13 protein-coding genes are annotated in these 19,622 nt (G+C 54.0%); 5 read left to right on the forward strand and 8 right to left on the reverse strand.

Going from position 1 to position 19,622, the window contains the following annotated elements; translation table 11 throughout:
* Positions 1–118: 118 nt before the first annotated feature.
* The 6 genes from H7846_RS02610 to H7846_RS02635 all read right to left on the reverse strand — a co-directional run bounded on the left by H7846_RS02610 (position 119) and on the right by H7846_RS02635 (position 11,321).
* Positions 119–2,308: an endo-alpha-N-acetylgalactosaminidase family protein gene (locus tag H7846_RS02610; RefSeq protein ID WP_186694998.1), complete on the reverse strand. Its 2,190-nt coding sequence runs from the start codon at positions 2,306–2,308 to the stop codon at positions 119–121.
* Positions 2,309–2,527: 219 nt separating this feature from the next.
* A complete protein-coding gene (locus H7846_RS02615) occupies positions 2,528–3,790 on the reverse strand; it encodes a nitrate/nitrite transporter (RefSeq protein ID WP_186694999.1) in 1,263 nt (420 codons plus the stop codon).
* A gap of 46 nt (positions 3,791–3,836) precedes the next feature.
* Positions 3,837–6,044: a molybdopterin oxidoreductase family protein gene (locus H7846_RS02620; RefSeq protein ID WP_186695000.1), complete on the reverse strand. Its 2,208-nt coding sequence runs from the start codon at positions 6,042–6,044 to the stop codon at positions 3,837–3,839.
* Positions 6,041–7,633 (reverse strand): DmsC/YnfH family molybdoenzyme membrane anchor subunit, encoded by a 1,593-nt coding sequence (locus H7846_RS02625; RefSeq protein ID WP_186695001.1) that lies wholly within the window; start codon positions 7,631–7,633, stop codon positions 6,041–6,043. Before H7846_RS02625 ends, H7846_RS02620 begins: the two co-directional genes overlap by 4 nt.
* A gap of 38 nt (positions 7,634–7,671) precedes the next feature.
* Positions 7,672–9,450 (reverse strand): sulfite reductase subunit alpha, encoded by a 1,779-nt coding sequence (locus H7846_RS02630; RefSeq protein WP_186695002.1) that lies wholly within the window; start codon positions 9,448–9,450, stop codon positions 7,672–7,674.
* 2 nt (positions 9,451–9,452) lie between these two features.
* Entirely contained in the window at positions 9,453–11,321 is a 1,869-nt protein-coding gene (locus H7846_RS02635; RefSeq protein WP_255460807.1) for a NirA family protein, read from the reverse strand.
* Between the two features lie 448 nt (positions 11,322–11,769).
* Between H7846_RS02635 and H7846_RS02640 the strand changes: the two genes are divergently transcribed.
* A complete protein-coding gene (locus tag H7846_RS02640; protein WP_186695003.1) occupies positions 11,770–12,600 on the forward strand; it encodes a transporter in 831 nt (276 codons plus the stop codon).
* Positions 12,601–12,769: 169 nt separating this feature from the next.
* On the forward strand, positions 12,770–14,413 hold the full coding sequence (locus H7846_RS02645) for a uroporphyrinogen-III synthase (protein ID WP_186695004.1): 1,644 nt from the start codon (positions 12,770–12,772) through the stop codon (positions 14,411–14,413).
* 189 nt (positions 14,414–14,602) lie between these two features.
* Here H7846_RS02645 and H7846_RS02650 read toward each other — a convergent pair whose 3' ends face one another.
* Positions 14,603–15,037, reverse strand: coding sequence for a DUF1810 domain-containing protein (locus H7846_RS02650; RefSeq protein WP_186695005.1), 435 nt, complete (start codon positions 15,035–15,037; stop codon positions 14,603–14,605).
* A gap of 84 nt (positions 15,038–15,121) precedes the next feature.
* Positions 15,122–16,030: an EamA family transporter gene (locus H7846_RS02655; protein ID WP_186695006.1), complete on the reverse strand. Its 909-nt coding sequence runs from the start codon at positions 16,028–16,030 to the stop codon at positions 15,122–15,124.
* 69 nt (positions 16,031–16,099) lie between these two features.
* Between H7846_RS02655 and H7846_RS02660 the strand changes: the two genes are divergently transcribed.
* From H7846_RS02660 to H7846_RS02670, 3 genes are all read left to right on the forward strand, one after another.
* A complete protein-coding gene (locus tag H7846_RS02660) occupies positions 16,100–16,702 on the forward strand; it encodes a CGNR zinc finger domain-containing protein (RefSeq protein WP_186695007.1) in 603 nt (200 codons plus the stop codon).
* A gap of 75 nt (positions 16,703–16,777) precedes the next feature.
* A complete protein-coding gene (ychF, locus tag H7846_RS02665) occupies positions 16,778–17,875 on the forward strand; it encodes a redox-regulated ATPase YchF (protein WP_186695008.1) in 1,098 nt (365 codons plus the stop codon).
* A 297-nt stretch (positions 17,876–18,172) separates the two neighbouring features.
* Positions 18,173–19,582: a DUF4382 domain-containing protein gene (locus H7846_RS02670; protein ID WP_255460808.1), complete on the forward strand. Its 1,410-nt coding sequence runs from the start codon at positions 18,173–18,175 to the stop codon at positions 19,580–19,582.
* The last annotated feature ends 40 nt before the right edge of the window (positions 19,583–19,622 follow it).

Below are 19,622 nucleotides of genomic sequence, written 5' to 3' on the forward strand. Positions count from 1 at the left end.
GTGTCACCTCAATGACGAAATACGGAGCCCAAATATCGCGGAATTTAGGGGGAAATCGAGTTATATCGTTGACAAAAAATAATTGTCAATAATGAAAACGATACAAATGGAGATTTGTTCAATTTCGAGTGACGATCACCGGAGTGCGCGGAGAAACTTCAATCGCGATCTCCCGATCCTGCACTTTGACAGCAACCGGCTGTGGTCCTGTTTTTGAGGCCGCCTCAGCTTTGATGTTTTGTTCCGTCCACCCTGTAGGGAGCGGATGTCGTAGCGTGCGTGCTTCCGTGGAGTAGAAAGCAATGCGATGATTGCCCAGCGGACAGGCAATCCAGTTACGTGCGGCAACCTGTGCTCCATCGATGGTTACGGTGTACTCGCCGGTTTCGAGCGAGACGTGAACTTCACCGCCCTCAACCCCAATACGCGACTGCTGTCCTTCATCGACAAACGAAAGAATGTTTCTACGGTGAAGCAGCATCCAGGGCAGCGCCTGGAGATAGAAAGTTTCTGCGACAACCATACGGTCTTCTTCATAACGGGTCATGAAGCGCGGGCCGCCACCATGGAACACCTGGAGCGCTCCCGGAGACATATCTCCGCGATGCATTCCGTCTCCCCACACTGCAGCCTGGCGATATACAGCAGGAAACATGGGAATAGCTCGACCACCCATCGGACAAGGGCGGATTCCGCAGCCTTGCCAAAAGAAGCTGACCTTGCCCATAAACGGATATCGTGGTGCCTCCGAACTCACGTCAATGCCGTGCTCATGAAACGCATCCAGAATCTTGAACTTTCCGTCCGCCAAATTGGTGTAGCCGCTGGCAGGATGCTGACGGTCCCAATCGTTGCGCACGGCATAGTAGGTCAATACATCGATGTGAGTCGTGCCCGGCAGCTTGTATTGCTTGCAGGTGTAATCGACACGCTCCAAGGCTCCGTGACGAATATACTTCGCCAGCCCAAGGATGTAGGACTTCTCTCCGGTCCATGAACGGCTGTTATACAACTCGCCGTCAGGGCGTCGGGCGACAATATCTTCGCTCCATGCAGGGCTGCTACGATAGCCGTCGTCATAGTTGTCCGAAAGGGTGACGCGGGCGTTGTATTTTTTGGCGTTCTCCATCAAACGCATCATGCCCTCGTAACCTCCGATGCGCTCATCCACTACGTTGACCGCCGGATACCCTGTGTCTTTGCCTTTGAATTGCCAGCCCCATAGATGGACGATCTGCGGAGTGTTTCCTGTAAGCGAGGCCACCTCGCGAATGATCTCTTCGCACTGTGCAAATGTCGTCGCCGGGTGCGGCCAGGTCGGCTCATCCACCCGGATTCCATAGGTATAGACATCGTCATACATTGTGGTGCGCTTCGGGGGAAGCTGCGTTCGAACGTGATGCGCACCAGCCAGCCAGGCCTGTTTCCAGTCCCCTATGACTGGAAAGAAATCCAGATGGCAGACGGAAGGTTGACGAACCAGAAGGTTCGGTGTTCCTGAATTCCCGCAGTTGAGCGGCTCGCCTTTGCCTAGATTCAGATCGGCACACTGCGATCCATCCACTCGATACCGCTGCACCGTTCCCATAGCTCCGCGCCCGTCAGTCGAGACCGCCATCGCTCCGCCATCCATAAACGATGCATTGGTCAATACGCAGAATGTCTTCGCATCGCCTGTCATCAATACAGGAAGAGTGCTGAGAATGTCTCCCCAGAACTGGTTTGGAGCGAGCTGGCCCGGTTTTGCGTCTGCCAGCTCAATTAGCGCTCCGCCGGTATCACCATGAGCCATCCATACGTTCTGCTGCTGCCTTCGCACCGTAACCAGGGCAGGAAGGCGGACCTCTAAGAGCTCATATCCATTCTTTTCGGCGACCTGCTCAAGAGTGACCGTCAGGCGCGATCCGCTGACAACATAATGAAGAAGAAACGATGTCGCTTCCGCGCCTCCAGAGACGGCGGACATGCTGAAACTGACTCCGCTGCCTTCGTTGCGCGTGGAGAGGACGCGTGCAGAAAGGTTCTCTTGCTGCCAGGGATCTTTCTTGCAGACTCGCACCACGATCGGGGCCGCGGTGTCGTCTCCCATCAGCCGGCGGGATCTTCCTGCAAATGCATATTCGGCGGGAGTTCCTGCCGTTCCATCAAAGGTTACCTGGAGGGCAGAGGTCTGGAGAACCACTGGGTGCTGAGTTTTTTGGGGTTCTCCCGCATAGATCTTTTCCTCGGCAAGAAAGCTCCCGACACCGGTAGCGGCAGCAAATTTTACGAATGTCCGGCGATTCAGCTTCAGATCCTCTTGTTGCATGGTCTGGACTCCTTGTTCCTCTCGGTAGGCAATAGGCGTCTATTTCATTTTTAGAAACAATCTTCTATTGTCAAAAATAGATAAAGTGCATCCTACTTCTTTCAGGGGAAGATCGTCCAGCAAAAACCTAAATTTGTTTATAGAAAGAACTATTTCCTGATCAGAAAGAAAAATGCCCTCGCGAAGAGGGCATTTTGGTAATGCAAAGCAAATGGTGATCTAAAACTCTGTGGCAGCTTCCGGAGAGAAAGAGTGATCCGAAGAGATGTCAGTTTGCGGAGCAAGAGCGCGGCCTCCCGCTCCAACCCAGGTTCGCACCCATTTGCGCGCGACGATACGCATCAGACCCAACACGCAGAGAGCAAACAGGGCGTAGCAGACGAATCCCGCAGCGAAGGAACCAGTGTGTTGCTTGGATTGTCCAAGCAGGTTTGGCAGAATGCTGCCGCCAAGCGCTCCGATTTCGCCAATCATGCCACCAGCCACCGCGGTGGTCAGAGGCCAGCGTAACGGTACCAACTGGAAAGTGGCGCCGTTTCCTGCTCCCAATGCGGCAAAGCACAGCATGAACAGAAGCGTAGTCACCATGAGCGAAGGCGTGGAGGTTAATCCCAAGAGTCCCGCAATTACTACCAGGAAAACGACCGATAGAGTTGTGATTCCCCCGATGCGATCGGCGAACCACCCTCCGGCCACTCGTGTCAGAGATCCTGTTAGGGTGGCCAAGACCGTAAGAGAACCCGCCTGAACCTTCGTGACATGAAATTGCGAGTAGAAGAACGAGGGTAGAAATGTCGATAGCCCAAGAAAGCCGCCGAAGGTGATGATGTAAATGAGATTGAAAGACCAGCCATCTTTCTCCCACAGGCATGAGAGATGCTGACGCAACGTCTGATGCTCAATATCTGGTGGTTCTTTGGCGAACAGGATCATCACCATAAGGGGAAGCAGCATCATCAGTGCAGCGAATCCATAAACCCTCTGCCAGCCAAAGTGCATAGCAAGTCGAGGAGCGAAGAGTGCCGCCAGCGCAGTTCCGCTGTTGCCCGCGCCCGCTATTCCCATCGCGAGGCCCTTATATTGTTTTGGAAACCACCCAGAGCCCAACGAAAGAGCTACGCCAAAGCTTGCACCCGCAATGCCCAGCAGAACTCCCATCGCGAGTACATCGTGATACGTGTGCACAAATAGGAACCCATATATGAGAGCGATGACAATTGCACTCATCTCAACAATCGCGGCATTCTTGCGGCCGATGTATTGCGACAGCACTCCGAGAGGGAAGCGCATCAACGCACCGGCAAAGGTCGGAACCGAGACCATCAATCCGATCTGCGCGGGCCAGAGATGAAACTGTTCCGAGATAAAAGGCCCCATCGCTCCATTGAGAACCCACACAGCAAACGAGAAATCAAAATAGAGAAAGGCACTGAAGAGCGTCGGCAGGTGTCCGGCTTTGAGAAATCCTTTAAGGTTTTCCATAGAATTCTTCTCCGTGTCGTTTAACTGCAAAACAGATTTTTCAATATCAGCGGCGTGCTGAGGATGAACGCCGGTCTCGCAGCGGTGTACGTTCGATTCGCACAGCACATTGTTTGAAGTTGGGTTCGCGAGAGATCGGGTCGTAGGCTCCAAGCGTCACAATGTTGGAGTTCGTCTCCGAGAAGTGAAACGGCATAAAGACCTGGCCAGGAGCAACGATTCCTGTAATGCGTAGCTCAAGATCGGCGACGGCTCCTCTGCGGCTGCGCACCGTGACGCGATCATGTGGTTTTAGCTCGAGTCGAGCAGCATCGGAAGGATTCATCTCGAGCCATGCATTAGGAACCATGTCGTTGAGGATCCCCACCTCCGCGGTCTTAGTGCGCGTGTGCCAGTGCTCTACCGTACGGCCTGTGTTGAGAATGAAGTTGTAATTCGAATCAGGTTGCTCTTGGAAAGGCTCGCATGGAACGGAATGAAGGCGCGCCCGTCCATCTTCTGTTCGGAAGATGCCATCTCGATAGAGGGAGCTTCCTCCCCATTGAATTCCATTCGCTTCTTCGATCTGTTGCCAGGTAAATTCGGAGTAGTCGCACAGACGACCCGAAGAGACACGCTGCCACTCAAGAAAAGCATCGTGTGGAGTGCTCCAGCCGGGATAGAGCTCATCTTTCACTCCTAACCGTTCTGCGAGAGCGAGAAAGATATTGAAGTCTGAGCGAGCTTCGCCCGGCGGCGTAACTATGGGATTCACCTTCGAGACGCGTCGTTCAGAGTTTGTGTACGTGCCCTCTTTCTCTCCCCAGATCGCTGCAGGAAGAACCAGGTCTGCAAACTCGCTTGTTGGTGTTGGGTGAAAACCATCCTGTACGACCAGAAATTCCACGGAGCGAAGCGCGTGCTCCAGCAGCTTATAGTTTGGGAAAGAAACAGCTGGATTCGTGGCGATAATCCACAGAGCCTTGATGCGCTCTTGCACGGCAGCTTCGATGATGTCGGGATATGCGAGTCCCCGCGCAGAGGGAATGCGGTCTACAGGAAGATTCCAGATGCGAGCGAGGTCCTCGCGATCTTTCTCACTCTCAAATTTGCGATATCCAGGTAGTGATGAAGCGAAGCCACTCTCTCGCGTGCCCATTGCATTGCATTGACCGGTGATCGAGAATGGTGCAGATCCAACACGTCCGATATTTCCTGTAATCAGCGCGAGGTTGTTGATGGCTGCTACAGTTACAGCGCCTTGTGTCGAGTGATTCACTCCCATTGTCCAGCCTATGAATGCGGATTTCGCGCGGCCGTACAAAAGAGCGATTTGGAGAACCTGTTCTTCTGTGAGTCCCGTTACAGATGTGACGTGTGCAGGCGTAAATGCAGAGACGAATTCCTCGAACTGAGTGAACCCAGAGGTGTGTTGCTCGATGTAATCGTGGTCAATGAGTCCTTCGCGAATCAGGATGTGTGCGATTCCATTGAGTAAAGCGATATCCGATCGCGGCTTCACTGCAAGATGGATATCGGCCATCATCGCCGTCTTGGTCACACGCGGATCAACAACAATAAGGGTGCGCGGTTTGGTACCCGGCGACGTACGATCGACGCGATGGCAGAGGATGGGATGATTGTCCGCGATATTTGCCCCGATCAGAAGGATGACGTCCGCATTCTCCATGTCTGCATAGGAGCCAGGTGGACCATCGGAGCCGAAAGAAAGTTTGTATCCCGAAACGGCAGACGCCATACAAAGCGTAGTGTTGCCATCGAAGTTGCGCGTACGCAGTCCCAGCTGAACCAGCTTGCCCAACGTGTAGAACTCTTCAGTGACAAGCTGTCCAGTGCTGATAACGCCGAGCGATTCATGACCGTAACGTTCTTGAATCTCGCGAAAGCGTGTGGCCATTGTTTCAAGCGCCTCATCCCACGACACAGGAGTCAGGACACCGTTCTTACGCAACAATGGGTGTTTTGCGCGACCAGGAGCATCCAGAATGTGGTGCTCTGAAAGACCCTTCGGACACAGCTTGCCGCGATTGACAGGATGATGCGGATTCCCACGAACGGCTACGGCTTTGCTATCGCGAACTCCGACCAGCATTCCACAGCCTACAGAGCAGTAACCGCAGGTTGTCTTCACCCATCGTTCCGCAATACGTGACTGAGAGATGTGTCCAAAGACGGGGTCTTTCGCGTACGCGTACTCTTCACGACGAGTGTCGATCCCGGCAAATCGCTTCATGAGTTGAATCAGTGTCGTCATGCGTGTACCCGCCTGACGAAGGTGAGAGCCATATTCAGCGGAACCACAGAGACAAAGAAGAGGTATCGAGCTGAAATCACTCCAGCTAAAGCAGTAGGAAGAGCAAGTATCGGTTGTCCAGCTAACGAAAACAGAACGGCGAGACCGACAAACGCGAAGGAGACCAGAAAGGTTCCCCGCAGGTTATAGGTATTCAGTAGCGAGGCTGATGCCCGGCATTCATAAGTTGCTGAACGATGGAGTCGAACTGCCCTCACAATATGATTCAAGGTCCAAAGCGCAGAGGAGAGAATGAGCGGCAGGACCGGAAAACCAGAATTGGCCCTGCCTGTAATCACATAAGCATGGAAGAGATCACCAATGGCCACTGAGGAGCCAAGCAGAAGCGGTGCCGTAGCGCAGCCAAGGAGAGCAGAGCTTAGAAGAAAATCGATGGGTGTGTGAAGTGTATTCCATGCGGGCCGCGCAGGAACCAGATAGATTCGCGCGCTGGCAAAGATGCCAGCGACTCCAACCACAGAAGCGAAGAGACCCAGGCAGGAAAGAATTGTCGCTGCGAGTCGTACAGCGTGAACTGTTGCGAACCATGAAGCGACTGTTAGCAGTGTCAGCGAGACAAAGAAAATTCCGAAGAGGAGCACCTCACGCGAGAGCCACGAACGTCGCCACATCTTGAGAGCGCGCCATGCATAGGCAGGACGTCCAAGGTGAAATACAGAGATATTCAGCGTGAAAACAGTTAGCAGGAGAATCAGTGATAGTGCAATTGCGTCTGCATGGCTCGCAAGCAGTGTCGCAGCGAGCGTGCCGACCGAGAGCTGGATCAGGGATGTCATCCAGACCAGCGACCAGTGTGGATGTTCGGTGCGAAGAGTCTCGATATCGACGCGTTCCAGTGTTGAGGTCGCCCCTTCGGGTAAGGTAATGCGTGTCGTAGAGATGGTATGGCCCGCACTCGGCATCCCCGGAGCATTCGCCGCCGCATAATCGCTGCGCCATTCCAGCTGATCGACAATCTCGATCTCAATTGCGTTCTCCGGGCAGGCGTTGACGCAGGCCGGCTCCAGCCCATCAGTCAGACGGCCATGGCACATGTCGCACTTGCCCACGACACCACGCTCTGCATTGAACTGAGGTACAGAGTATGGGCAATTCCACACGCAGTACTGACATCCAATACAAGCCTCCGCCGAGTGAAGGACAATGCCCGTGACAGGATCCTTTTTGTAGGCATTCACAGGGCATCCGCGCAGGCAGTCCGCAGACAAGCAGTGATTGCAACCCATCGAAAGGTAAAACCGAGAGGTGTTTGGCCATGAGCCGCCCTCGATCTCACCAATTCTTCGCCAGCGAATGTCGGAAGGGTTTCCATTTTGTTCATTGCAGGCAACCTCGCAGGAGCGACAGCCGATGCACTTCGTCATGTTGAAGTGAAATCGATATTGTTCACCAGGTCCGAGAGAGCGTGCCGGAATCAATGAAGTCGTAATCTCCGCCTGCGCATTACCGAACTCCAGGCCGTTCTCCGTCAGGCGCACGATCGCATTCGTTGCGTCAGAGACTGCGAGTTCGTGGAGCGGGAGCGGCATAGCTTCGGTTCCTGGAGAATTAGCTTGAATTGGAAAAATTAATAAACGTCACGGTGATATCGGTGTTGCTCTTTCAGTTGCTGCACATACTCCATTGCATCCTCAGTACTGTGGCGCCCCTGCTGTTCAACGATAGTGTGCAGGGTTGTGTCCACATCTTTTGCCATGCGGGAAGCATCTCCGCAGACATAGATGCTGGCTCCGTCTTCGAGCCACTTCCAAAACTCCGAAGCCTGGTCCATCATTCGGTTTTGTACATAGATCTTGCGTTCCTGATCGCGGGAGAAAGCTAGATCGAGCCGGGTAAGATGGCCATCTTTTTTCATATTCTCCAGCTCTTCGCGATATAGAAAGTCGCTTGCGGCGGTGCGTTCGCCAAAGAAGAGCCAGTTGCGTCCTGAAGCTCCAGTGGCGCGCCGCTCGTGTAGGAATGAACGGAAGGGAGCAATCCCCGTACCTGGGCCGATCATAATGATTGGAGCGGTGGAATCTGTAGGGAGCCGGAACCGCTTGTTGGGCTGGATGTAAACCGGAAGAGCCTCGCCTGGATCGGTGCGATCTGCAAACAGCGTCGAACAGACTCCCCCACGATCGCGATTATGCGCGTGGTAGCGAACAACCGCCACCGTTGTGTGGATCTCTCCCGCGTGAGCAGAGGGGCTCGACGAGATTGAATAAAGGCGCGGAGCCAGTCGCGGCAGCATCGCGATAAGATCAGCAGGGTCGCGCAGTACTCCAGGATAGTCATACAGCAGATCGATCAGCCCACGGCCATACAGATAGCTGCCGAGGTTCTCCTGCTGCCCCGGTGCTAAAAGAGCAAAGAGGTCTTTACATCTTCCGATCGTTGCGTAGGCCTCTACGACTTTTCGTGTAAGACATGAGATCTGGAGATGGCCGAGAAGCGCATCCTGCAAAGTTGCAGTTCCGCCCTTTGGCAGCTGCACAGGCACGGAACCACTGAAGCTCAGCAAATGAAGAATCTCGTCTACTAAAAGCTGGTCGTTTCGTGGTATTACGCCACAGGCATCCCCCGCTTCATACCGGATATTGGAGTCGCTGATGTTGAATGCCAGATGCAAAGTCAGTTTGCTTGATACATCGTGAGTCAGTGGACGTTTCTCAACGAGTGGAGCGAGAAAGGGATTCTCTCGCGTATGTGATGGAGCGATCTCCTTCTTGCTTGCAGAAGGGAGTAAGCCTGGCATCGCTGCTATGGGCGAATGAGAGGGTCGCGCAGCAACAATCTCATCCAGGCGAGCAAACAATATGCTTTTCCACTGTGCAAAGCTTTCGTCTAAATCGACGTCGCAATCTACTCGCTCGCAGAGTCGCGTACCTGCAAGCGATGCCAGTTTGCTATCAAGATCGACCCCGAACTTACAGAACTGTTCGTAGTTGGAGTCTCCAAGCGCAAGCACCGCGTACGAAAGGTTTCCGCAGCAAGGAAAGTGCTCCAGGCAGAGCTGCTCGTAGAAGGGGCGTGCGTTATCAGGAGCCTCACCCTCTCCGTAGGTGCTGGCAATTATGACTGCATAGCTTTCTGCAAGCAGCGAGGCTGGGGTATAGCCCTCCAACGAATGTAGTGATGCTACATGTCCCTTTGCCTTCAGCTCTTTCGCAACCTTACGCGCAAGTCCTTCTGCTGTGCCCGACTGCGATCCATACAACACGGCGATCTTCAGCGAAGGCGGAGGATCGACCGCCGGGCTCGCAATTTGTGCAGAGGAATATAAACCCGCCAGGAAGCCATTGAGCCACCTTCGTTGCTCAGGAGTAAAAGGAGCGTTGTCTGGAATAAAAGGAACAGTCTGCATGATTATTTGTCCTCCAGTCCGCAGAACAACCGCAGCGCTTCGATATCGTGTCTTCGCGTGAAATTCAGAAAAGTCTCGCCGGCTTTTCGCTGCGCAATATACGCTTCAAAAAGCCCATCGAGTTTTGGCGCGAGGTCCTTGAACTGAATCGACGAGATCAGTTCGCGGGCCATTCCCTGGTCCTGATCGGATCCTCCGCCAATCAAAACCTGATATCCTTCTTCGCCCCCTACCTTCACTCCCATCAGGCCGATGTCGCCGATGTAGTGTTGGGCGCACGAATGATGACATCCCGTGACATGAAGATTGACCGGCTGATCGAGAATCGGGAATCGCTCATCCAAATGGCGGGCTAACACAACCGCATGTGTTTTCGTATCTGCTGCAGCAAAACGACAGCCCTTGTTTCCAGTGCATGCAACGGTCCCGCTCAGCACAGTTCCAGCCTCGATATCAAGCCCAGCATCGCGGATCGCTTGGCAAGCAGCCTCAATCGACGTAGCGGAAATGTTCGGAATGAGGATGTTCTGCCAGACCGTCAGACGAAGCTCGCCATTCCCGAATCGCTCGGCAATCTCCGCAAGTTTCCGCATCTGTTCTGCAGGAAGCCGTCCAACAGGAACGGACACGCCAATGTAATGAAGTCCAGCTTGCGATTGCGGATGGATCCCCAGGTGCGCCGTACGATCAATTGGTCGGCGCGGCTCGCATTCCGCGAGCGGAACACGAATCAATGGGAACGCCAACAGCTTCTCCGTCTCCTGCAGAAACCGTTCCGTCCCCCACTCGTCAACGAGGTATTTTAGGCGAGCCTTCTTACGATTGGTGCGATCGCCATGTCGCAGAAATATTCTTACCATTGCGGCAGCTACCGCGACGATCTCCTCTGGCCGAAGCAACAGACCACAATCTGTCGCGAACTGGCGATGCCCAGTAATGCCGCAGAGAAGTACGCGGAAGTAAACTCCAGCAGGAACGCTGTGGCCCTCTCCAATCCGTATTGCCGCAAAGCCGATATCGTTCGTATCGACCACAGTTGAGATCGCCCCACCGTTATCGAAAGCGATATTGAACTTGCGCGGAAGTTCATACATATCGCGTGAGTTCGTAATGTAAGCCTGCATTGCCTCAGCCAATGGAGCAACATCGATCAACTCCTGTGGGTCGAGTCCCGTGATGGGCGAGGCTGTAATGTTGCGGATGTTGTCAGCACCAGTGCCGCGAGACGATAGACCCAGCGACTGCACTTGGTGCAACACGCGCACGATATCGCGCGGCTGAAGCTCACGAATCTGAATATTGCTGCGCGTAGTTAGATCAGCGCGCCCCGAGCCATAGCCCTCCGTGAGCTTTGCCAGCCCGCGAAACTGATGGGCCTGTAGCACACCTCCTGGAATGCGAAGTCGCAGCATGAACGAGTCCTGCGCAGGAGCGACATAGAACAGACCGTAATATTTCAAACGGAAGCGATCGTCTTCTGTTGGAGCAAGGTTTTGATTGTTGTATGCAAGCACTCTGTCCCATATCGCAAAGGGATCCTGCTCGCGTTTCCAGCGCTCTTCTTTGCAGATATCTGAGACGGGAGTCTCGAACCACATCTCTTCTGTTTCGACAGCTGCTGCCTCGTTTGGAAGCCCGGAAGATCGATCTGCTGTAATCAAGCCGTCAGCGGTGTGCCCCACAAACGGCATAGGTCGTTGCGCAACGCCGGTGAAGAAGCCTTGCAGATACTGCTTCTGCTCTTCGGTAAAATCCGACGGATTGATCGTAGTGCCGAGGCTCACGTTACAAGCTCCTAAGGTGCAGGGCGCGATCACGAAGATGCGCAGGCCGAAAAGGGCATCGCAGGTCATGAGACCGCGAACCATCATCAGTGCTCTTCAGGGAGCTTGAAAGAAAAGGAAAGAAGAACCGGGAAAGCCGCTCGCACATCCGAAGGTGCAAACCGCTTTAATCACGCCATCAGTGGGCGTATCTGCATACTAGAAGCAAATCCCCCTGGCCGCAAGTGAATTTCTCAATGACGATGAATTTGTGCCTTGTCGTGACACAAAAGACATGGCACGATACCAACACCCCTTCTCTCTCAATTTGACACCTTGAAGTGTCAGTGGATGCGGCCAGGCTCTCCGGATACCACCCAGTGTGGACGGGAGCTTTGTCCCAAATACAACATCCGTCTAAAGAAAAGCTCCTGTGAGCCTGCGTTTTGCGTGCCTCGAAGGAAGTGATTCCCCGCGAAATCCTCCCTCATCAAGGCAGGTCAAACTCCTCTGTACTTCAGCGGATGTTGTTCCCATCACCCTTCGGAGGATTCTCATGTTTAAATCAGCCGCTGTCGTGTGTCTTGCTTTTGTGTTCGGCAGTCCTTTGGTTTCTGCACAATCCGGCTTCTTCCATGCCTGGCAGGATCGCGTTCGCTCAACCTCTGCCAAACAGCCCGGCTGGCCTATTCCTGTGGTTTCGCCGTCTGCGGTCATTGTTCAACTGGCGCGCGTGGATTTTGTGCGCCAGTACACCTCCACTCATACAACCACTTGGAATTATGACAACGGCAAAGGAGTCAACTTCATCCCTTTTGCCCGTACGGAGGTCGACATCAACCTGCCACCTTACATTCAGCACAACTCCAGTGCTAAAGATGGAGCAGGTGATCTATCTTTTGTTGCGAAATACCGCATGTTCGCTCGTAATGAAGGTGGCAACTACTCCACCGCCGTGCAGATGGCCTTCTCGGTTCCTACCGGAAGCTACAAAAACGGAACAGCCGTCTCTACGTTGACTCCGACCGTGGTTGGCGGCAAAGGCTTTGGCAAGTTGGTGATCCAGTCTGCCCTCGGCGGTGTTCTGCCCACTAGTTCTGTGCGGACAATCGGCCGCACGATCTCTTGGAACACTGTGGCGCAATACAAAGTAGGCAAATACTTTTGGCCCGAACTCGAGGTAAACTCCAGCTTCTATCGCGGCGGACCAAACGATGGACGAAACCAGACCTTCCTGACCCTTGGCCTGATCGTCAGCCGTATCAAGCTGCGTGAGAATCCCAGAGACAGGCTTGGAATTGTCTTTGGTGGCGGAATGCAGATCGCCACCTCACAGTACCACAGCTATAACCACGGTCTTGTGCTGACCAGCCGTTTAACCTTCTGATCGCCTGTAAGGCGCGATGTTTCCCGGAGGCAAAAAGGTTTCGCGTTGCCTCGCGGATACGCTGCGGCTAAAATTTAAATATCTTCTTGCTCGCTGCCCTGCCCTTGCGCGAGCGCTGTTGCCACGACGCAGCGGAAATAACCCTTGATGATCCTGGATTGGAGGAAGCGTGGCGCATGCAAGCTTCAAGGGGCTCCGTGTCCTTTCCCTGGAGTCCCGCCGTGCGAAAGAAGTCGAAAAGCTGATTCGCACTTATGGCGGCGAGGCCATCGTCGTGCCTTCGATGCGCGAGATCGGTCTCGAGTCCAACGAGGCTGCGCTCGAGTTTGCTGCTGGTCTGTTGCGTGGAGACTACGACCTCATCATCTTTCTTACTGGAGTTGGCGTTCGCACTCTTCTCAACGTTGTTCAGGAGCGGTTCGACCGCGAGGAATTCCTCGCCGCTCTTCGCAACGTAAAGATTGCCGCTCGTGGAGCGAAACCTGCGACAGCCTTACGTGAACTTAAGATTCCTGTGCACGTTGTCTCCGAAGAGCCGAGCACTTGGCGAGAGATGTTACAAGCCATCGATGCAAAGTATGGTGACTCCCTTGCACAGATGAACGTTGTCCTTCAGGAATACGGCGCCTCGAACCCCGAGCTTCTGACCGAGCTCAGCGGCCGCTGCCAAAGTCTCGCCAAGGTTCCTGTCTATCAGTGGGCGTTACCCGAAGATTTGCAACCTCTGCGCGAGGCTGTCTCAGGACTCCTTAATGGTTCGATCGATGTCGTTCTGTTTATGACTGCCGTACAGGTCATCCATCTATTTCAAGTCGCTGAACAGATGGGAGTCGCTGATCAACTGCCTGAAGCGTTGCAATCCATCGTGATCCTCTCGATCGGCCCGACAACCTCTGAAGAGCTAGCACACTATGAAATCCAACCAGACTTTGAGCCTTCTCGGCCCAAGATGGGCTTTCTGGTCAATGAAGCTGCGCAATACTCTGTTCGTCTGCGGGAAGAAAAGCGCAATCGCAGGATTGAAGGTGTCATTGCCGAGACCGTTGAGGCCGAAGAGACTCCAAAATCCGTGCGCCGCGTTGCTCCTTCCACCCCGACCATGGCTGGATTCCGCGATGGTTTGGCCCAGATCGACTTTCTTCACGAGATTAGCAGCCGTATCGCCGCGGCCGACTCTCTTCATCTTGTACTCGATCGCATCGTCAGCTTTATCTCAGGCGTGATTCCATGCGATTCCTGCTTCATCTATGTGCTTGAGGGCGACAACCTCGTCATGCGCGCCTCCAAAAACCCTCATGCCGATCTGGTTGATCAGATCGATATTCAGATCGGGCAGGGAGTTACCGGATGGGTTGCCAAGCATCGTCAACCGGTCGCACTCGCATCTGGAGCATCGAACGATCCTCGCTTCAAGGCATTCAAAGGGCTGCCGGAAGATCACTTTGAAGCCATGCTTTGCACGCCCATCATGTGCGCCGGACGCGTCGTTGGCGTCATTAACCTGCAGCATCGATTGCCCTATCGGCATACAACGCACGAGGTTCGTCTACTCTCCACGCTTGGAGCGCTCGTGGGGGCCGAGATCGAGCGGGCTCGCCTGGAGACGGAAAACGCTCAGCTTGCCAACCGGCTCGAAACCCGGAAGGCAGTTGATCGCGCCAAGAGCATCCTGCAACGCGATCTTTCGCTCAGCGAAGACGAGGCCTACCAGATGATGCATCGCGAGAGCCGCCAGCGTCGTAAGTCCATGCGCGAGATCGCCGATGCCATCCTGCTCTCAGAGGAGCTGCGCCGCGCACAGACAACCACCTAGGGTGTATCGACAGATTCGATCGTCTATTCACAATGTGTCATCCTGAGCGGAATTTGGTGTGCTTTAGCGCGCCAAATTGAAGTCGAAGGATCTGCGGTTGCGCCCTTGCCCAGGTGTCATTTCGATCGCGCAATCGAGAAATCCCCGCATTCATCTATCGGTTGACATATCTGCGATGTCCCGACTCGTTCAAATCCAGGTAATGGTCGCAGCATCCTCTTTGCCCACAAAATATTTGTCCAGCGCCCGGCTGAAGATCAGGTCCTCTTCCGACATGCTTGCCGCATGTGCAAACAACGTCATACTCGAATGGAATTTCAGATCGTCTGGATATCCGAAGATCTCGATAGCTGTCTTTCCTTCCAGATTGAGGACAATACCTGTGCACTCTCGAAGCCTTGTTCCGAGGATGGGATGTTCCAGGTAGGCCTTCGCTTCCTCTAGGGAAGAGATGGCATAACGCTCCGCCATCTCGCTCGACCCAAGCCCCTGGATCTGCGGAAAGATAAACCACATCCAGTGGCTGCGTTTTTTGCCCGCACGCAACTCAGCTTGAGCCTGGTCGTAGACGTTTTCCTGGGCCGCCAGAAACCGCTCCAGGTCGTGCGAGTTCTCGTGTGCCATGGTTCTTCCTCATTCAAAAGATCAGGGCCAAATCTCGTTTACTTTAGATGCTTACGGCAGAGGTTGTTTTGCCGCATAACGAGATTACTTCTTGGCTCGCAGAATTAGAAATACGCTCACCAGTACCAGCGCCGCTCCCATCGCCATTCGTGGCGTAATCGCTTCCCCGGCAACGAAGTATCCCAGGGCCACAGCTACAACCGGGTTTACATACGCATAGCTGGAGACTGTGCTCGCCGGCATCTTCTGCACAAGCCACACATAAGCCGTAAATGCCAGCAACGATCCAAAGGTAATCAGATAACCGATTGCCAATGCTGCCCTGAGCGAAACATGTGGCCACGGATGAAGTTCACCAAACCCCGCCGACAGCAACAGCAGCACTGCACCGCCGATCATCATCGCACCGCCTGAAGTCATGGGGCGAGATTCCGGAAGCGTCAGCTTCCTGCTCAACACCGTGCCAAGACACCACCCTGCCGTTCCGACCAGAATGGCGACACACGGCAGGACTGGCAGCGGTTGGCGCGCATCCGGCATCATCAGTACGCCGACGCCACCAAAACCCAGGATTACTGCACTTACTAGGCTCCAGCGAAACGGCTGCATCCGGAAGACGAAGATCTCCAGAGCAATCGTCATCAGCGGAACTGTTGCCGATAGAACAGCCGCAATTCCCGAGGGGACAGACTTTTCAGCCCAGAACAGTAAGCCATAGTCCAACACGAACATCAGGGAGCCCATCAGTGCCAGACTCTTCCATTGACGTGCGTTCGGCCATGGCGTGCCCTTTGCCAGCATCCAGCCGAAGAGCACGGTTCCGGCAACGAACATGCGCGTTCCTGCCGCAAATAACGGCGGGACCTCTGCGACGGCGATTCGGATGGCAAGAAACGTCGTGCCCCAGAGGATGTAGATCGCCAGAAAAGCGAGAAGCACTCCCAGGTCAATAGATTTTTTTCGTTCTGAAGTGCTAACCATCAAATTCGACATAGATGGTTACCATCTTTACAGTCTCTAGCTAACCTGTAAAGATGCTTTTGGAGGTTACCCAGAAGAAGAGTGACGAAACCATTTGAGCTCGTCGCCAGCCACCCCGTCCTGGATTTTGTGAATACGCTGGACTGGCGTTTTCGTGAATCCGGATCGGAGGAGTTGCTGGCCGATTACTCCGACCTTCTGCGTTTCGCGGCACAGGCCAATCTGCTTACGGCAGAGCAGCATCGCCGTCTGCGCCGTTCTTCGACAGAAAACGATCCGGCGCAGGTCTTTCGTCGCGCGATTGAATTGCGTGAGGCGATGGCGCAGGTCTTTTATGCGCTGGTCGATGGAGTTGTGCCTCCAGTCGCTGCGACCCTCAAGCTCGACCAGTATCTCCACATGGCGCAGACCAATCGCAGGCTCCGCTGGAATAAGTCTCGTTTTGAATTGTCCTGGTCTGCGGGTGAGGATTCGGAGTTGCAGCTTCCACTCTGGCTGTTGGCTCAGTCTGCTTCCGAGCTGCTGATTGCCGAAGCCGCGCAGCGAGTCAGCGCCTGCGCCAATCTGGAGTGCCGCTGGCTGTTTCTCGATACCACTAAAAACCACACGCGCCGCTGGTGCGATATGAAGATCTGCGGAAATCGTATGAAGGTACGGCGCTTCAAAGCCCATCGTCAGGCGTAAATCCACCTCGATCGACTATCCTGTAAGAGACACCTTTTTTGAGCCGAATGCGCTCGACGGAATAGAGGAACTCCCTTGCCTTTGAACTGTGGAATCGTCGGGCTGCCCAATGTGGGCAAGTCCACCATCTTCAACGCCCTTACCTCGGCCAAGGCCCAGGCGGCGAACTATCCCTTCTGTACCATCGATCCCAACACCGGCACCGTGACTGTACCGGATGAACGGCTGGATCAGATCACTAAACTCGTCGTTCCGAACCGGACGGTCCCCACCACGATGGAGTTCATCGACATCGCCGGTCTGGTACAGGGAGCCAGCAAAGGCGAAGGGCTCGGCAACCAGTTCCTCGGTCACATCCGTGCCACCGATGCCATCGCGCACGTGGTGCGCTGCTTTGACGATCCCGAAGTCGTCCACGTCGCCGGATCTGTAAACCCATTGAATGATATCGACGTCATCAACACTGAGCTGATGCTGGCCGATCTCGATACCGTCGAGAAGCGCTCGCAGCGTGTCGAGAAGATGGCCCGCAACACACAGGATCCGAAGATCAAGGCCGAGGCATCTGCAGTGGCGAAGTTGAAGGCAACGTTGGAAGCAGGGAAGCCTGCTCGCACCGCCGACCTGACCGATGACGAATGGTCCGCCGCGCGAGAGCTCTTCCTCATCACAGCAAAGCCGCAGCTCTATGTTGCGAACGTGGATGAAGCAGCTTTGACAACCGGCAACGCCTACACCGAGGCCGTCGAAAAGCGTGCTGCTGAAGAGGGGTCGCAGGTCGTTCGCATCTGCGGCGCACTCGAGGCCGAAATTGCCCAGCTTGAGCCAGCGGAGCGTACGGAGTTCCTCGAATCGGTCGGCCTCAAGGAGCCGGGACTTAACCGGCTGATTCACTCGGCTTATCGACTGCTCGACCTGATTACTTACTTTACCTCCGGCGTGCAAGAGGTCCGTGCCTGGACTATTCGTAGGGGAACGAAAGCTCCCGGAGCTGCTGGAGTGATCCACTCAGACTTCGAGCGCGGCTTTATCAAAGCTGATTGCTACTCCTGCGACGACCTCTTCAAATACGGCAGCGAGCAGGCCGTCAAAGAGAAGGGCCTGCTACGTTCGGAAGGCAAAGAGTACGTTGTGAAGGACGGTGACATCCTATTCTTCAAGTTCAACGTCTAGTGAACGCTGAATTTGGGATAGAGTGCGATTCTGGTCGAAATGCCACGCAGATACCCTTTGTTAGCAATAAGTTATCTTGATAATTTGAGAGTATCTCCGATACATCTTTCCACGCAGAAGGCAACTTATTTAGTTTAATTGTTGTTATAAATGGGTGTAGTATTTTTTGCGCCATTGCAATTTTTTGCAGTCATGTTTCCCTGTGGTTTGTTTGCATAGAGGCTTTGGATGTCTCTTCGGTTGGAGTAAATCCCAACAAATGGAGGCGTATCGCAGTTTCTGTGCGAAACGAAAAAAATGAAAAGCAAAATTTGGGCTTTTTTCCTGGTAGTAAGCTTTACCGTCGCCGGAGTAGGAATTCTAGCTTGTGGTGACAGTTCTTCTTCAGGTACCGGGACAGGAATGGTGAAGGTCAGCATTAGCGATCCGGCAACATGTGCGGGCCCAAGTGGCCCGTTTTCTCATGTGTACGTAACCATTACTGATGTTCAGGCGAACGTTAGTTCCACCGCAGGAAATAGCGACTCAGGTTGGAAGGATCTGACTCCTAATCTCTCGAAACAACCTCAACAGATCGACCTTCTCGGACAGGCGAGTAATAATTGTTTTCTGGCAACACTTGGAGATGTCCAGCAACTCCAGGCAGGAAATTATCAGCAGATTCGATTGATTCTTGCCGACAACAACACCACTATTGCCAATAGTCCCTGTGGCAACTCAGCGAATTGTGTCATTTTGGCCTCAGACAATAGCGTGCATACACTTCAGCTTTCGAGCGAGACCAAAACAGGTCTGAAGATTCCTTCCGGCCAGATTGCCTCAGGTGGCTTTAATGTCACGGCGGGGCAGACCAAGGATCTCAATATTGATTTCGATACGTGTGCGTCCATTGTGCAGAATGGCAACGGACAGTTTCGCCTGAAGCCGGTGCTCCATGCAGGAGAAGTCAGTACAACCTCTACATCGATTAACGGTAAAGTGCTCGACAAAACGACCGGCAGCCCTGTAAATGGCACCGTATTAGTCGCTTTGGAGCAGAAGGATGCTACCGGTGTAGACCGTATCGTGATGTCCACGCTGGCAAACGTTGATGGTAGCTTCGTCTTCTGCCCGATTCCAGCAGGAACTTACGACGTTGTGATCGTCGGCGTACGTTCGGACGGAATAGCGTACCAGCCATCCATTGTCACCTCCATTACCAACGGAGAGACGACTGGCAATGTCAATCTGTACGTCGCAACTGTGGGAACGCAGGGTAGCGCAACTCTTCAAGGAGCTGTTACTTCAGAGAACAGCGTGAACGCCGGTACTGTTGTCGATGTTGCATTGAGTGCATTGGAGACTGTGGGAACGGCGACGCAGGCCGCCACCTACACCATTCCGCTGCTTCCGACAGCAACGCAGCACTCGGCCACGTTGTCCCTGTCAACGCAGTCGTCGACCAGCTGTGGAGCGGGTGGGGATTGTGTGAACTACACAATGACGCTTCCAGCCGGCGGTTCCTACGTCGGTACCTATTCGTCCAGCGGAGTGACGTTGACACAGAGCGCCCCTCTGGCTACATATGTTGTAGACGGTATAGCCTTTGTGAGCTCTTCGGGTGGCCAGATGAATTGCTCACCCTCTGAGCAGAAGACGCAGGCCTATGCGCTGTCGAACAACTTCTCCATTTCTGTGGGAACCCTGGCATTCACTCAATGCCAGTGATAACTAAAACAAGAGCGGAGCCTTATGGCTCCGCTCTTGT

The sequence above is a fragment of the Edaphobacter sp. 4G125 genome (genome assembly GCF_014274685.1).
In the GTDB taxonomy this organism is placed as follows: domain Bacteria; phylum Acidobacteriota; class Terriglobia; order Terriglobales; family Acidobacteriaceae; genus Edaphobacter.